This is a genomic window from Paracoccus sp. Z118 (genome assembly GCF_019061185.1).
GTDB lineage: Bacteria > Pseudomonadota > Alphaproteobacteria > Rhodobacterales > Rhodobacteraceae > Paracoccus.
The window spans coordinates 89189-104874 of record NZ_JAHQZU010000005.1; the positions used below are offsets into that span (position 1 = coordinate 89189).

The 15686-nt window shown below is 67.4% G+C and carries 13 protein-coding genes; 6 read left to right on the plus strand and 7 right to left on the minus strand.

The features are described from left to right. Positions 1-51 precede the first annotated feature (51 nt). Positions 52-1428 carry a glycosyltransferase family 61 protein gene (locus KTN05_RS18045; protein ID WP_217328434.1) on the plus strand — a complete coding sequence of 459 codons (1377 nt, stop codon included), beginning with the start codon at positions 52-54 and terminating at the stop codon, positions 1426-1428. A 60-nt stretch (positions 1429-1488) separates the two neighbouring features. After that, positions 1489-2643: a glycosyltransferase 61 family protein gene (locus tag KTN05_RS05765; protein ID WP_217328435.1), complete on the plus strand. Its 1155-nt coding sequence runs from the start codon at positions 1489-1491 to the stop codon at positions 2641-2643. On the opposite strand, the gene mutS is transcribed toward KTN05_RS05765, so the two are convergent. After that, positions 2595-5234: a DNA mismatch repair protein MutS gene (gene mutS, locus KTN05_RS05770; RefSeq protein ID WP_217328436.1), complete on the minus strand. Its 2640-nt coding sequence runs from the start codon at positions 5232-5234 to the stop codon at positions 2595-2597. The two genes, KTN05_RS05765 and mutS, sit on opposite strands and share 49 nt — an antisense overlap. A gap of 126 nt (positions 5235-5360) precedes the next feature. Between mutS and KTN05_RS05775 the strand changes: the two genes are divergently transcribed. Next, complete coding sequence (locus KTN05_RS05775; RefSeq protein ID WP_217328437.1) at positions 5361-6194, plus strand: 2-keto-4-pentenoate hydratase; 834 nt, start codon at positions 5361-5363, stop codon at positions 6192-6194. 95 nt (positions 6195-6289) lie between these two features. Here KTN05_RS05775 and KTN05_RS05780 read toward each other — a convergent pair whose 3' ends face one another. After that, complete coding sequence (locus KTN05_RS05780; protein ID WP_217328438.1) at positions 6290-7177, minus strand: rhodanese-related sulfurtransferase; 888 nt, start codon at positions 7175-7177, stop codon at positions 6290-6292. 51 nt (positions 7178-7228) lie between these two features. Next, complete coding sequence (locus tag KTN05_RS05785; RefSeq protein ID WP_217328439.1) at positions 7229-8818, minus strand: DASS family sodium-coupled anion symporter; 1590 nt, start codon at positions 8816-8818, stop codon at positions 7229-7231. Positions 8819-8945: 127 nt separating this feature from the next. On the opposite strand from KTN05_RS05785, the gene pncA reads away from it, so the two are divergent. Beyond that, the gene (gene pncA, locus KTN05_RS05790) at positions 8946-9539 is read left to right on the plus strand and encodes a bifunctional nicotinamidase/pyrazinamidase (RefSeq protein WP_217328440.1); all 594 of its coding nucleotides are present in this window, start codon (positions 8946-8948) and stop codon (positions 9537-9539) included. Beyond that, a complete protein-coding gene (pncB, locus tag KTN05_RS05795) occupies positions 9536-10843 on the plus strand; it encodes a nicotinate phosphoribosyltransferase (protein WP_217328441.1) in 1308 nt (435 codons plus the stop codon). Before pncA ends, pncB begins: the two co-directional genes overlap by 4 nt. Before the next feature lie 33 nt (positions 10844-10876). Here pncB and KTN05_RS05800 read toward each other — a convergent pair whose 3' ends face one another. The 3 genes from KTN05_RS05800 to KTN05_RS05810 are packed head-to-tail and all read right to left on the minus strand — an operon-like array spanning position 10877 to position 13259. Beyond that, positions 10877-11263 (minus strand): type II toxin-antitoxin system VapC family toxin, encoded by a 387-nt coding sequence (locus KTN05_RS05800; RefSeq protein ID WP_217328442.1) that lies wholly within the window; start codon positions 11261-11263, stop codon positions 10877-10879. Beyond that, positions 11260-11550, minus strand: coding sequence for a type II toxin-antitoxin system Phd/YefM family antitoxin (locus tag KTN05_RS05805; RefSeq protein WP_217328443.1), 291 nt, complete (start codon positions 11548-11550; stop codon positions 11260-11262). The genes KTN05_RS05800 and KTN05_RS05805 overlap by 4 nt, the downstream gene beginning before the upstream one ends. A gap of 50 nt (positions 11551-11600) precedes the next feature. Then, a complete protein-coding gene (locus KTN05_RS05810; RefSeq protein ID WP_217328444.1) occupies positions 11601-13259 on the minus strand; it encodes an NAD+ synthase in 1659 nt (552 codons plus the stop codon). A gap of 176 nt (positions 13260-13435) precedes the next feature. Between KTN05_RS05810 and KTN05_RS05815 the strand changes: the two genes are divergently transcribed. Then, a complete protein-coding gene (locus tag KTN05_RS05815) occupies positions 13436-14929 on the plus strand; it encodes an MORN repeat-containing protein (RefSeq protein ID WP_217328445.1) in 1494 nt (497 codons plus the stop codon). A 54-nt stretch (positions 14930-14983) separates the two neighbouring features. On the opposite strand, the gene KTN05_RS05820 is transcribed toward KTN05_RS05815, so the two are convergent. Then, complete coding sequence (locus KTN05_RS05820; protein WP_217328446.1) at positions 14984-15682, minus strand: fumarylacetoacetate hydrolase family protein; 699 nt, start codon at positions 15680-15682, stop codon at positions 14984-14986. Positions 15683-15686: the final 4 nt, after the last annotated feature.

Sequence of the window (15686 nt, forward strand, 5' to 3'; positions counted from 1 at the left end):
CCGGTTGCATGCCTGCTATCCGCTCGGGCGTGCCCCGCCTGAGAGGTTTGCGTGTCTCGCCCTTCCCGTGTTGAAGATTTCTTCTTTCCTGGGCAGGACTCAGGACTTGCCTACATGGCTCCCTGCCCGCCTCCCATTGTTGCCGGGCGACCGTCCCGCGTCAGGCAGATTGCGGCGAGCGACCTGACCTCACTCAACCGTAAGATGCATGTCCGCATGGAGGCGCGGTGGCGCTGGCCGAAAAACCCTCCGGTCTACGAGACCCTGTCCTGCGTCATGCTGGCCGAAGATGCGACCTTCGGTCAGCGCCGCGTGTCGGTCGGGAATCGCGTCGTGCTCAGCGCGGCGGCAGGCGACCGGGTGTGGAAATCCGTTCTCAACAAGATGGACTCCGCTCAGGAAGCGGCGCTGAACGAAGGCTTCGCGCAGCGCAAGGCGAAGCCGTTCCATCCGCTGCCGGTTGTGGACCCACCGAATGACGATGTGCCGTTCGCCGTGGACATGCGCAACGGCTACAACTTCTATCATTTCCTGACCGAAGCGATGCCGCAGCTTGCCGTCATTTCCGAGGTGGAGAGCGGCGCCCCGATCTACGTTCACCTGCCGGTTCTCGACCATCTGAAAGGCTTCGTTCCGGCCTTCGTTCAGGCGATCTACCCGCAGCTTGCGCACCGCGTGGAAATCACGGACACCCCGACGCGCTATCCGAAGGTGCGTCTGGTCTACAATCACCGGCACTATCTGTATCAGTCCGGCGATCCGCAGGTGGCCCAGGCGGTCGCACATCTGCCCGAGGACGATCCGTGGCACCGTGTCGGGTCTGACAGGTTGACGCGCAAGTTCCTGCTGAAATCCACCTACGATACAGGTCAGCGGCTGCTGCGGGAACATGCGCTGGCGCGGCTGGTGCCCGCCACAGTGGACGCTCAGCCCGAGCGCATCTGGATCGGGCGCGACCCCTCACGAGAAGACTTCAAACAGCGCCCGAATTCCGGGGAAAGCGAATTGCTGGAGGCCCTTGCGGGGCGGGGCTTCGACGTGATCTACATGGAAAAGCTCAGCCCGCTGGAGCAGGTAGCTGCGATCAACGGGGCCGAGATGATCGTTGCGCCGCACGGCGCCGCGTTTTCGCACATGCTGTTTGCGCGCCCCACGGCCACGGTTATCGAGATCGGCACGCCGCAGACGCAGCTTCACCGCTGGGGCGACTTCCTCGGCAATGCCCATGTATCGCGTTGCCGCTACTCCACGGTCTTTGCCGATGTTGAGGGCGCTGAAGAGATGGGGGTGCCATCGATCATGGATGGTCACCGCGGCATCCATTTCGGTGCCGCGGCGCAAAGCGCAGTGCTGGACCATATTGATCGATTTGGAAGTGACAGCCAAGCGGCCCACGAATCGATCGAGAGCCTCGCCGAGGCCCCCTGAACCGCACGCCTTTGCGCGCTTACTTGCACAATCCAAGAACCAGATCCGGGACATCAGCTGATGCCGCTAATTCTAGATAATACCGATTTCGACATAGTCATGGTGGAAAACGGACTCGTGGTGCCGCGGTTCGACGATGATGAAGGGCGCCAACAACGATCAGGAGTTTTAACAGCGGATGGCATTTTCGTCGAAAATTCCATCAGTTGGCATACTGCTGATTTTGCCGTTAACTCGGTGCCGGAGACTCCCGAGGCCGATCAAGTGCAAGAACTATCGGGAACCTGGATTTTCGGTGGCATCGCATACGGTCATTTCGGCCATTTTTTGCTAGAATCGTTGTCCCGTATGTGGGCGCTTAGTCAAATTGAGGGTGAGGTCGACGGCATTGTATTCACTCCGAAATTCAGGAGACTTAATACTGCTAAGGTCATGAAGGGCTTTTCGCCATTGATGGGTGCCCTTGGAATAGCCGTTCCAACTCGCAGCACAACAGTGCCGCTGCGCGTGGAGCGCCTATATGTGCCCAGACAGGGTATCGGAATGGGTGGGCTCTCGCTTGGCACCGCCAAGTTCCGGGAACACGTTCGGCAGAACGCCGGCAAGTACATCGAAGCGAAAGGTGCCCAGCGAATCTATATTTCGCGGTCAAAACTGCCGCCGATGCGCGGCGGGCTGATCGGGGAAAGCATCCTTGAAGAGTTGCTCGCCGCCGAGGGGTACGAAATGTTCCACCCGCAGCGCCATCCGGCGGAAGAGCAGATCGCCCAGTACAAGGCCGCCAAAGACATCATCGCTGTGGATTGTTCGCCGTTGCATCTCGTGGCCTATGTCGGCAACCACGAACAGCGCGTGGCAATCCTGACCCGGCGCAGCATGGCGGTTGCGGCATCAATGGCGGATCAGATCGCAACATTCACGAGCGCCGATGCCTTCGAGGTGAACACGCTGGTCCGCGACTGGGTGCCGCGCAACGCCAATCGCGCCGGCCGCAGCTCGTTCGGCGAGATCGACTTTCCCCGCACTTACGAGATGCTGAAAGCGAAAGGGATGGTCGATTCGGAAACCCCGTGGCCAGCGCTGACCAAAGAGCAGCGGCAGGCTGATCTCGCCCGGATCGCGGAGACCCACAAGATCGAATTCCGGGCGCTGAACGACACGGCGCCTCAAGATCTGGCCGCGGAATTCGACGCCACCATCCCCACCAGCTCATAAACCAGCTCCAGCGCCTCGCGGGCCGTCAGGTCGTCAGGGCGCACCCCCTTCAGCCGCGCCTCCACCGCCGACTCCCTCACCGGAGCCGGCGCAGGCGGTGCGGCCCTGAACAGGGGCAGGTCGTCGATCAGGGCGGCGGGTTTCGCGCCGCCCTCGCGGGCGCCCGACTCCAGCGCCGACAGGATGTCGCGGGCGCGGTCCACCACCGCTTCCGGCAGGCCCGCCAGACGCGCCACCTGCACGCCGTAGCTGCGGTCGGCGGCGCCCTTGCGGACCTCGTGGAGGAAGATCACCTCGCCCTCCCACTCGCGGACGGCGACGGTGGCGTTCTCGACCCCGTCCAGCTTCGCGGCAAGCTGCGTCATCTCGTGATAGTGGGTGGCGAACAGGGCGCGGCAGCCGTTCTGGGCGTGCAGATGCTCCAGCACCGCCCAGGCGATCGACAGGCCGTCCCAGGTCGCGGTGCCGCGGCCGATCTCGTCCAGGATCACCAGCGCGCCCGGATCGGCCTGGTTCAGGATCGCGGCGGTCTCCACCATCTCCACCATGAAGGTCGAGCGGCCGCGCGCCAGATCGTCGGCGGCCCCGACGCGGGAGAAAAGCTGCGAGACGAGGCCGATATGGGCGCTCGTCGCCGGGACGAACGCCCCGGCCTGCGCCAGCACCGCCATCAGCGCGTTCTGCCGCAGGAAGGTCGATTTGCCCGCCATGTTCGGGCCGGTCAGCAGCCAGATCGCCGGGGTGTCGCCCGCCGTCAGCGCGCAGTCATTGGCGACGAAGGGCTGGCCCTTGCGCTTGAGGGCGCGTTCCACGACCGGATGCCGGCCTCCCTCCACCGCAAAGGCGCGGCTGTCGTCCACGCGGGGGCGGGTCCAGCCCTCGGCTGACGCGAGGTCGGCGAAGGCGGCGGTCAGGTCGATTTCCGCCAGCGCGCGGGCGGTCTGGCCGATGGCGGGGGCTGCCGCCAGCACGGCGCTGGTGAGGCGGGCGAAGACGGCGCGCTCGATCTCCAGCGCGCGGTCGCGGGCGTTGAGGATGCGGGTTTCCAGATCGGACAGCGGCAGGGTGGTGAAGCGGATCTGGCTGGCCGTGGTCTGGCGGTGGATGAAGGTTTCCGACAGCGGCGGGCGCAGCATCCGATCGGCGTGGGTGGTGGTGGTCTCGATGAAATAGCCCAGCACGTTGTTGTGCTTGATCTTCAGGCCGGAGACGCCGCTGAGTTCGACATACTCGGCCTGCAGCCGGGCGATCACGCCGCGCCCCTCGTCGCGCAGGGCGCGGGTCTCGTCGAGCTCCTCGTCATGGTCGGGGGCGACGAAGCCGCCATCGCGGGTCAGCAGGGGCGGCTCGGCCACAAGCGCATCGTCCAGCAGGTCGATCAGGCCGTCATGGCCGAGCAGGTCGGCGGCGGCCTCGGCCAGCAGGTCCTGCGTGCCCTCCAGAAGCGCGGAGATCTGCACGGCCGCGGTCAGCCCGGCGCGGATCGCGGTGAGGTCGCGCGGCCCGCCGCGTTCCAGCGCGAGCCGCGACAGCGCCCGGTCCATGTCGGGCACGCGGGCCAGCGCGTCGCGCAGATTGGCTGTCAGACGCGCGTCCTCGACCAGCCACGCCACAGCTTCGTGGCGGCGGTGGATTTCCGCCAGATCGCGGCTGGGGGCGCCGATGCGGCGTTCCAGCAGCCGGGCACCCGGCGCCGTCACGGTGCGGTCGATGGCCGCCAGCAGCGAGCCCTCGCGCCCGCCCGACAGCGCCTGCGTCAGTTCCAAATTGCGGCGGGTGGCGGCGTCGATCTGCATGACCCCCGTGCCGCTTTCGCGGACGGGCGGCGACAGGCGGGGCATCCGCCCGCGCTGGGTCAGTTCCAGATAATCCGCGATCGCCCCCATCGCGGCGAGTTCGGCCCGCGAGAAGCTGCCGAAGCCGTCCAGCGTCTCGACCCCGTAGAGCGCGCAGAGCCGGCGGGCGCCCGCGCCGGAATCGAAGCTGCCCGGCGCGAGTTCAGTCAGCGCCGCGCCCGCGTCGGTGGCCAGATCGTCCAGCCGCGAGCCTTCGACCACCAGCAACTCGCGCGGGGCGTGACGGGCGAGTTCCGGGGCGAGCCGCGCCAGCGAGCAGGGCGCCACCCGCAGCGCGCCGGTGGAAATATCCACCCACGCCAGCGCCGAATCGTCGCGGACCTGCGCGAAGGCGGCGAGGAAGTTGTGGCGGCGCGCCTCCAGCAGCGATTCCTCGGTCAGCGTTCCGGGCGTGACCAGCCGCACCACGTCGCGGGCGACGACCGATTTCGAGCCGCGCTTCCTGGCCTCGGCCGGGTCTTCCATCTGCTCGGCGATGGCGACGCGGAAGCCCTTGCGGATCAGCGTCAGCAAGTAGGATTCGGCAGCGTGAACGGGAACGCCGCACATCGGGATCGGCTCGCCCTGATGGGTGCCGCGTTTCGTCAACGCGATGTCCAGCGCGGCGGCAGCGGCCACGGCGTCGTCGAAGAACATCTCGTAGAAATCGCCCATGCGATAGAACAGCAGCGCGCCGGGATTGGCCTCGCGGATCGCAAGATACTGGGCCATCATCGGGGTCGGCTGGTCGGACATGGGCGGCTTTCCTTGAAGTCCCGCTGTTCTAGGGCGCGGGCGGGCGGATGGGAACCGCCTCGACGGCGTGGACAGAAGCGCGCGCCGGTGGCACGATTTCCTCGTCACCGGGAAGGGGAGGTTCTCATGAAACTGCTGATTGCCGCCGCCGCACTCTGCTGCGGGATGCCCGCCTTCGCCGCCTGCCCGCCGCCCGAGGCGATGCAGGCCGCCGCAAGCGCCTGGATGGCGGGCGAGCGGTTGCCCGACCCGAACGTCGCATCGGTCGAGGATGGCGCCTGCGCCTACGACGCCTATCGCGCCGCGCTGGAGGCGGAACTGGGCGCGCCGGTGGGCTGGAAGGTCGGCTTCACCTCGAAACCCGCGCAGGAACGCTTTGGCGTGACCGCCCCTGCCGCCGGGGCACTGTTCGCGGACATGATCCTTGCGGACGGGGCCGAGGTTTCGCTGACCGGCAGCCGCTCGCCCTTCTACGAGGCCGACCTGATCGTGACCGTCGGCGATGCCGCCATCAACGAGGCGACGACGCGCGAGGAGGTGGCGGCGGCGCTGTCCGACGTGCGCCCGTTCATCGAGATCCCCGACATGGCGCTGGCCGAGGGCATGAAGCCGACCGGGCCGATCATGGTGGCTTACGGGGTAATTCCGTGGCGCGGCGTGGCGGGGCAGGGCGTGTCCATCGCAGATTTGTCCGACCCGGTCGCGGATCTCGGCGCGTTGACCGTGGACCTGAAGGCCGACGGCGCGAGCGTCGCGCAGGGCACGGGAGAGATGCTGCTGGGCCATCCGCTGGACGTGGTGCTGTGGCTGACCGGGCAGGGGACGCGGCTGGAGCCGGGACAGGTGATCTCGCTCGGCTCGCTGTCGGCGCTGATCGAGGCGAAGCCGGGGGTGGCGCTGAGTGCGGATTACATGGTGGGCGGCAGGGCGATGACGGTGAGCGCGCGGCTGGTGGAGTAAGGGGCGCGCCTGCGGAACTGCCGGACTGGGGGTTTTTCACCCCCAGACCCCCGAGGATACTTACGCGAAGAAGAATGGATCAGGGCAGGGCCGGGTCACTCCGCGAACAGTTCGCCCCGTTCGACCTGCCGCTGCCTTTCGCGGAAACGCTGCCGGTCCGTGTCGGAGTATTCCTCGGCGCAAAGATGGCAGCAGGCGCCTTCCTCGTATTCGGGCCGGTGTGTGTCTTCCGGCGCGAGCGGGCGGCGGCAGGCGTGGCAGAGGACGTGGCCGCCGGGTTCCAGCCCGTGGGTGAGGCTGACGCGCTGGTCGAAGACGAAACAGGCGCCGTGCCATGCGCTTTCCGCCTCGGGCACCTGTTCGAGATATTTCAGGATCCCGCCTTGCAGGTGGAAGACCTCGGGCACGCCCTGCGAGATCAGGTAGTTCGTCGATTTCTCGCAGCGGATGCCGCCGGTGCAGAACATGGCGATGCGCTTGCCTTCGAAACGGTGGGCGTTCGCCGCCCACCACGCCGGGAAATCGCGGAAGCTGCTTGTGCCGGGGTCGATGGCGCCGTCGAAGCTGCCGATGGCGACCTCGTAGTCGTTGCGGGTGTCGATCACGGCGACATCCGGGCTGGCGATCAGGTCGTTCCAGTCCTGCGGCGCGACGTAGCGGCCGACATGGGCGGTTGGGTCCACCTGCGGGATGCCCATCGTCACGATCTCGGATTTCAGGCGGACCTTCATGCGGCCGAAGGGCATGGTTTCGGCGGTGCTTTCCTTCCACTCCAGCGCGGCGCAGCCGGGCAGGGCGCGGATATGGGCCAGCACCGCGTCGATCCCTTCGCGCGGGCCGGCGATGGTGCCGTTGATCCCCTCGCGCGCGAGGATCAGCGTGCCGCGCACGCCCTGCGCCTCGCACAGCGCCAGCAGCGCGGGCTTCAGCGCGGCGGGATCGGGAAAACGGGTGAAGTGGTAGAGCGCGGCGACAACGAACATGGGCGCGGCCTATTCCAGCCGCGCCCATGTGACAAGCTCATGCGGAGCGGATCAGAACGCGATCCCCATCGCGATGCCGCCCAGCAGATAGACGATGGCGACGATCAGCATGACCGCGACGCTGTTCATCACCGCGCCGCCGCGGGCCATCTGCGCGATCGTCACCTTGCCGGTGCCGAACACGATGGCGTTGGGGGGCGTGCCGACCGGCAGCATGAAGGCGCAGGTCGCGGCCAGCGTCGCCGGGATCAGCAGCAGGAACGGGTCCACCCCCAGCCCAAGGGCGACCCCGCCCAGGATCGGGATGAAGGTCGCCGCCGTCGCGGTGTTCGACGTGATCTCGGTCAGCAGCAGCACGATCACCGTGACCGCTGCCACCAGCGCCAGCGTCGAGAGGTTCCCCAGCCCCGACACCTGCTGGCCGAACCACTCGTCGAGCCCGGTCGAGGCGACCTGCGAGGCAAGGCTGAGGCCCCCGCCGAACAGCAGCAGCACGCCCCACGGCAGCCCGTCCTCGGCGTCCTTCCAGTTCAGCACCATCTCGGTCCGACCGCGGCCGGGCAGGATGAACAGGATGATCCCCGCCGCGATGGCGATGCCGGTGTCGTCGAAGCCGCCCAGCCACGGCGCCGCCGCGCTGACCGCAGGGACCGAGTTCAGAAGCCCCGGCACGATCCAGAAGAACGCGGCGCCGAGGAACACCGTCAGCACCATCTTCTCGCCCTGGCTCAGCGGGCCGAGGTCGCGGATCTGCTCGTCGATCATCTCGCGCCCGCCGGGAATCTCCGGCAGCTCGAAGCGATAGAGCAGGCGCGTCATCAGGAACCAGCCGATGAAGATGAAGACGAAGGCGAGGGGCGTCCCGATCATCATCCAGTCGAGAAAGCCGATCTCGCGGCCCAGCTCGGCGCCGGCATAGCCCGCGAGGATGGCGTTGGGCGGGCTGCCGAGCAGCGTGCCGAGGCCCCCGATCGAGGCCGCCCAGCCCACCGCCAGCACGAGGCAGGTGCCGAAGCGCGCGATGTTGGGATCGTCCACCGCCTCGGTGATGGTCGCGCCGCTGTCCAGCGCCTGCTGCTGAGCGCGGGTGCCGGTCCCGCTGCGCGCAAGGACCAGCGCCAGCACCGAGGTCGCGATCGGCAGCATCATCAGCGCGGTCGCGGTGTTCGACACCCACATCGACAGGAACGCCGTGGCAAGCATCAGCCCCAGCACGATCCGGCGCGGCGACAGCCCCACCCGGCGCAGCGTCAGCAGCGCCACGCGCAGATGCAGGTTCCATTTTTCCATGGCGATGGCGATCAGAAAGCCGCCCATGAACAGGAAGATGGTCGAACTGCCATAGGGTGCCGTCACCTGCCCCACGGTGCGCTCGGTCAGGGCCGGGATCAGCACGATGGGCAGCAGCGCCGTGGCCGACAGCGGGATCGCCTCGGTCATCCACCACACGGCCATCAGCGAGAGCACCGCCGCAACCACCCGCGCGTCCTGCGACAGGTCGGGCTGGCCGCCCATCAGAACATAGACGACGGCGGCGACGATCAGGCCAAGCGCGCGCAAGGCCCAGGTCGTGCCGGCCGAGCGGGAGGAGGGCAGGGCCTCGTCCAGCTCCTTGGCGTCATGAATTTCGTTATGGTCCACGACCGCTCCTTTTCTGGTGATGACTTGTTACCGAAAACGCGGCTTGGTAGGAAATTTCGCGGATGGGTGCCATCGCGCAACGTTGCATAGCTGCTATCCGTTCCAGTCCGGGCCGAGGAGATTGCCGATGAGGGCGCTGATCGTGGTCGACATGCAAGTCGATTTCTGCCCCGGCGGTGCGCTCGCCGTGGCCGGCGGCGACGAGATCGTGGCCCCGATCAACGCGCTGATGGGGGAATACGACAGCGTCGTGCTGACCCAGGACTGGCACCCGGCGGATCATTCCAGCTTCGCCGCAAGCCATCCGGGGGCGGAATCCTATTCCACCGTGCAGATGCCCTACGGCCCGCAAGTGCTGTGGCCGAGCCATTGCGTGATCGGCACCGGCGGCGCCGCGTTCCACCCCGAATTGCTGCTGGACCGCGCCGACATGATCATCCGCAAGGGCTTCCGCGCCGGGATCGACAGCTATTCGGCGTTTTTCGAGAACGACAGGACCACGCCCACCGGCCTTGCCGGCTATCTGCGCGAACGCGGCCTGACCGATCTGCATTTCGTCGGCCTCGCCCATGATTTCTGCGTCGCGTGGTCGGCGATCGACGCGCTGCGGCTGGGCTTTTCCGCCACCGTGCTGGAATCGGCGACGCGGGCCATCGACCTCGACGGCTCGCGCGAGGCTGCGCGTGGCGCGATGCGCGAAGCGGGGGTGACGCTCGCATGATGATCCCGACCGTCGATATCGCCACGCGCGTCTATAACCACAAGTGGAAGATCGACCCGATCGTCCGCTCGCTGATCGACACCGATTTCTACAAGCTGCTGATGTGCCAGTCGGTGTTCCGCAACCGGCGCGGCGTGAACGTCACCTTCCGCCTCATCAACCGCTCCAGCTCGATCCGCCTTGCCGACCTGATCGACGAAGGGGAGCTGCGCGAGCAGCTGGACCATGTGCGCTCCATCTCGCTGACGCGCGGCGAATCTACCTGGATGCGGGGCAACACCTTCTACGGCAAGCGGCAGATGTTCCGCCCCGACTTCATGGAGTTCCTGGAGGGCCTGCGCCTGCCCGAATACCAGCTGGAGCGCGTGGACGGACAATACGAGCTGACCTTCGAGGGTCCGTGGCCCGAGGTGATGCTGTGGGAAATCCCCGCCCTCGCCATCATCATGGAGCTGCGCTCGCGCGCGGTGCTGAAGGATCTCGGCCGGTTCGAGCTGCAGGTCCTCTATGCCCGTGCCATGACGCGCATCTGGGAAAAGATCGAGGCGCTGCGGGCGCTCGGCCCCGACCTGCGGATCGCGGATTTCGGGACACGGCGGCGGCACAGTTTCCTGTGGCAGGACTGGTGCGTGCAGGCGCTGATCGAAGGCCTGGGCGAGCGTTTCACCGGCACCTCCAACTGCCTGATCGCCATGCGCCGCGACATCGAGGCGATCGGCACCAACGCGCACGAACTGCCGATGGTCTATGCCGCGTTGGCCGACACGGATGCGGAACTGCGGCAGTCCCCCTATCGCGTGCTCGCCGACTGGCAGGAAGAACACGACGGCAACCTGCGCATCATCCTGCCCGACACCTACGGCTCCAAACCGTTCCTGGACAACGCCCCGGACTGGCTGGCCGGATGGACCGGGCTGCGGGTCGATTCGGGCGATCCGGTCGCGGTGACGGAATACGCGATCGAATGGTGGAAAAGCCGCGGCGAGGACCCGCGCGAGAAGCTGGTGATCTTTTCCGACGGGTTGGACGTGGACCAGATCGCGATGCTGTTCCAGCGATTCAACGGCCGGGTGAAGGTCAGCTTCGGCTGGGGCACGCTGCTGACCAACGACTTCCGGGGACTGGCGGCGGGCGACGGGCTGGCCCCGTTCAGCCTGGTCTGCAAGGCTGCGGCGGCGAATGGCGAGCCGACCGTGAAGCTGTCTGACAACCCGGAGAAGGCGACGGGGCCTGCGGAGCTGATCGCGCATTATCGCGAGGTGTTCGGGGTGGGCGAGCAGCAGCGGTTCGACGTGCTGGTGTGATCGCAAGTTAATCTCGGAGGGGCCTTGGCCCGCTCACACCATCCGCACGGGCCCGCCATATTCCGCGATCTTCCGGTCGGCGGTCAGCAGCACCATCCCTTCGGCCATCGCCTGCGCCACCAGCATCCGGTCGAACGGATCGCCGTGGACGTGGGGCAGCGTCGGGATGGCAAGACAATGCCGCCCCTTGACCGGGAGTTCGAGGTAGCCGTTGGCGAGAAGGCCGGCGCGCAGGGTGCCCGGTTCGGTGCGGAAATCGGCGCGGTTCCGGCTGCGCTTGATCGCCACCTCCCAGATGGACGCGACGCTGAACCAGAGCGTATTTGCCTTGTCCTTGATGAGCCGGTCGGCTTTGGGCGTCATCAGGTCATCCCGCCCTGCCGACCAGATCAGCAGATGCGTATCGAGTAGCAGGTTCAATGCGTGTCCTCGGGCTTGCGCTGATCGGGCGGCACGTAAAGGCCGCTGCCATCATACTTGCCCTCGAACATCGCCTGAATCTCGTCGGCGAACATGTCGTCGAAATCCTCGGGAATATCGACCTTGCCCTTGAGGAATCCCGTGCGGCGCGGCGCGGGCTGTTCCACCAGCGTCACCTTGACCACCGGCTTGCCGGCGCGGGCGATGATGAACGGCTCGCCGTTTTCGACCCCCTCGACCAGTTTCGAGAGATGCGTCTTGGCTTCGTGCATGTTGACGGTCTTCATGGCCGGACCTCCGGTTGGCTAAGCCAAGTTAGTCCGGGCATGACACCCTTTCAACTGTCGTCGCGCCACTTGTTGACCAGCGGATAGCGCCGGTCCAGCCAGAAGCTGCGCGGCGAAAGGCGCGGTCCGGGGGCGGACTGATAGCGTTTCCATTCGCTGCCGTTCAGCAGCCGCTCCACGCGCCGCACCGTTTCGCGGTCGAAGCCCCGGTCCACGAGGTCGGCGACCGACAGGTCGTCTTCCACCAGCCCGGTCAGGATCGGGTCGAGCACCTCGTAGGGGGGCAGCGTATCCGCGTCCTTCTGGTCGGGACGCAGTTCGGCGGACGGCGGCTTGTCGATGATCGCGGGCGGGATCACCTCGCCCGCCGGGGCGGCCATCCAATCCCGGTGGTTCTCGTTCCGCCAGCGGCAGATGCGGAACACCCGCGTCTTGTAGAGATCCTTCAGCGGGTTATATCCGCCCGCCATGTCGCCGTAGATGGTGGCGTAACCGACCGCCACCTCGGATTTGTTGCCGGTGGACAGCAGCATCTCGCCATGCTTGTTCGAGACGGCCATCAGCAGCAGCCCGCGAAGGCGGGACTGGATGTTTTCCTCGGTCAGGTCGGGCTTCGTGCCCTCCATCACGCCGGCCAGCGCGTCGGTCGCGGCGAGGCGCGGGGCTTCGATCGGAATCGTGTCCATGCGGATGCCCAGCCGCCGCGCCAGTTCCTCGGCATCGTCCAGCGAGTGCTGGCTGGAATAGGCCGAGGGCAGGCGCACCCCGCGCACGTTCTCCGGCCCCAGCGTGTCGGCGGCAATCGCCGCCACCAGCGCCGAGTCGATGCCGCCCGAGAGGCCCAGCACGACCTTGCGGAAGCCCGACTTCCGCATGTAGTCGCCCAGACCCACGCACATGGCGCGGTAGTCCTGTTCCCATTCGTCCGGCTGCGGGACCATCTCGCCCGGCTCGGCCCGCCAGCCATCCGCTGTCCGCCCGAAATCCACATGCACCACCGCCGGATCGAAGGGCGCCAGCTGCACGACCTTGTGGCCGCCGGGGTTCAGCACGAAACTTGCCCCGTCATAGACCTGATCGTCCTGCCCCCCGACCATGTTCAGGTAAGCCAGCGGCAGTTCGCTCTCGACCACGCGGGCGACCATGTGGCCCATGCGCAGGTCCAGCTTGCCGCGATGATAGGGGCTGCCGTTCGGCACCAGCAGGATCTCGGCCCCGGTTTCCGCCAGGGTTTCCGTCACCGGCTGCCACCAGGCGTCCTCGCAGATCGGGCTGCCGATGCGGACGCCGTCCACGACATAGGGGCCGCTGATCGGGCCGGGATCGAACAGGCGCAACTCGTCGAAAAGCTGCTTGTGGGGCAGTTCGTGCTTGAGGACCCTGGCCGCAATCCGCCCGCCCTGAAGGATCAGGTAGGCGTTGTAGAGCATGTCGCCCTCGGCCCACGGCGCGCCGATGCCGAGCGTCGGACCGTCGGCGCAGTCCGCCGCCAGCCGCTCGATCACCGTCCGGCAGTCGCGCTGGAAGGCGGGCTTCAGCACCAGATCCTGCGTCTGGTAGCCGGTCAGGAACATCTCGGGCAGCGCGACCATGTTCGCGCCCGCCGCGCGCCCCTTTTCCCACGCATCCCGTGCCAGCGCGGCGTTTCCGTCCAGATCGCCGACGGTGGCGTTGAGCTGGGCGAGGGTCAGGCGAAAGCGGTCGGTCATGGGCTCTCCGGGCGCAGGCATATGGCCCGACGATAGGGGAGCGGCGGGCCGAGGGAAAGCGCCCCGGAAGGCCCAAGTAAAGCACTTGGGAACCCCCGCCCCTCGTCAGGGGCTTTGCCGCCCCGGCCGCATGCGGTAAACGCGGGCCGAAGCGGAAACGGCAGGGGACCCAAGCGATGAAAGCGGCACTCGTGAGCGTGGCGATGCTGATGGCGCTGGGCCTGCCGGCCTCGGCCGAGCCGGTCGTGACCAAGCAGTATGACGATGGCGGCGTCTATGAGGGCACCTTCCGGGGCGGCCTCCAGCACGGACGCGGCAGCTATTCGCTGCCCTCCGGCTACCGCTACGAGGGCGACTGGGTGGATGGCGAAATCGTCGGCCAAGGCACCGCCACCTATCCCGACGGCTCGATCTATGAAGGGCAGTTCGATGGCGGCAAGCCGAACGGCCGCGGCAGGATCACCTATCCCGACGGGGGCACCTACGAGGGCGACTGGGTGGATGGCGAGATCACCGGTTCGGGCGTTGCGACCTACGCCAATGGCTCGGTTTACGAGGGGGGCTTTGCGGGCGCCCTGCATGACGGCACCGGCACGCTGACCCAGCCGAACGGCTATCGCTACGAAGGCGATTGGGCGCGGGGCGAGAAGGAGGGCCTTGGGCGGATCACCTATCCCGACGGTTCGGTCTATGAGGGCGGGATGCTGGCCGGAATGCGCGCGGGGCGCGGCACACTGACCATGCCGGACGGGCTGGTCTATGACGGCGTCTGGGCCGCGGGCCGCATGAACGGGCCGGGCCGGCTGGTGCAGGCCAATGGCGACATCTACGAAGGCGATATGCGCGGCGACCGGCGCGAGGGGCAGGGCACCGCCACCTATGTCGGCGGCGACGTCTATACGGGCGGCTTCCGCGCCGACAAGCGCCACGGCAAGGGCACGTTCACCGGCACCGACGGCTATGTCTATGACGGCGACTGGGTCGATGGCCGGATGGAGGGGCAGGGCCGCATCACCTTCCCCGACGGCTCGGTCTATGACGGGGCGCTGCTGGCGGACCAGCCCGAGGGCCGGGGCCGCATCACCTACCCGGACGGCGCGAGTTACGACGGCGACTGGGCCGGGGGCGTGATCGAGGGGCAGGGCACCGCGACCTACGCCAACGGCATGGTCTATACCGGCGGCTTCAAGGCGGCGCGCAATGACGGGCAGGGGCGGATGACCTATCCCGACGGCTATGTCTATGACGGCGGCTGGAAGGACGGCCAGCGCCACGGGCAGGGCACCGCCACCTATGCCGACGGCACCATCTATACCGGCGAGTTCGCAGAGGGCGCGCGCGAGGGGCAGGGCGCGCTGACCACGCCCGACGGCTTCCGCTACGAGGGCGGCTGGAAGGACGGCGAGATCGACGGCGAGGGCGTTGCGACCTATGCCAATGGCGACGTCTATTCCGGCAGCTTCCAGAACGGAAAGCGGCAGGGGGCCGGGGTGATGCGCTATGCCTCGGGGCAGGTGGCGCAGGGCGACTGGCAGCAGGACCGGCTGGCGCGGCCCTCGCCGGCGGAAGGGGCCGTGCTCGAACCCGACGCCGAGGCGCCCGAGACGCCCGCCACGCCGGATGCCCATGCGGCGGAGCCGAATCCGGGCGCCACGGGAGCGGCCGAGTAAGCCGCTCCCCACCGTTGTCGCCGGCAGCGCCTTCGCCGCCGGCAGGTGTCGATCCTACTCGGCCGGACCCAGCGTCAGTTCCACCTCGGCCAGGCCGTCAACGCCGCCCCGCAGGCGGCCACCCGGTTCGACCGGGCCGACGCCGGCGGGGGTGCCGGTGTAGATCACGTCGCCCGGGTGGAGATGGTAGTAGTGCGAGAGGTCCGACAGGATCTCCGGCACCGACCAGATCAGGTCCGATAGCTTCGCGTCCTGGCGGATGCTGCCGTCGAGTTCCATCCAGATGCGCTGTCCGTCGATCTTGCCGAAGCCTTCCGCGCGAGTGATGGGCGACAGCACCGCGGACTGCTCGAAGTCCTTGCCGAAGTCCCACGGGCGGCCCTTTTCGCGCGCCTTCAGCTGCAGGTCGCGGCGGGTCATGTCGAGGCCGGTGGCATAGCCGAAGACGGCATCCATCACCGCGTCCTTGCCCGCCTTGAACAGCGGCGCGCCGATGACGACGACGAACTCCATCTCGTGATGCAGGTTCTGCGTGCCGGGCGGATAGGGGACCGTGGCGCCGCTCTGCACCAGCGCCTGCGCGTGCTTGAGGAAGTAGAACGGCGCTTCGCGATCGACCTCGACCCCCATCTCCTTGGCGTGGTCGGCGTAGTTGCGGCCGACGCAGAAGATGCGGTGGACGGGGTATGCGCTGTCTTCGCCGACCACCGGCACTGCGGGGAATTCGGGGCTTTCGAAAAGTCGTTTGGTCATAGGT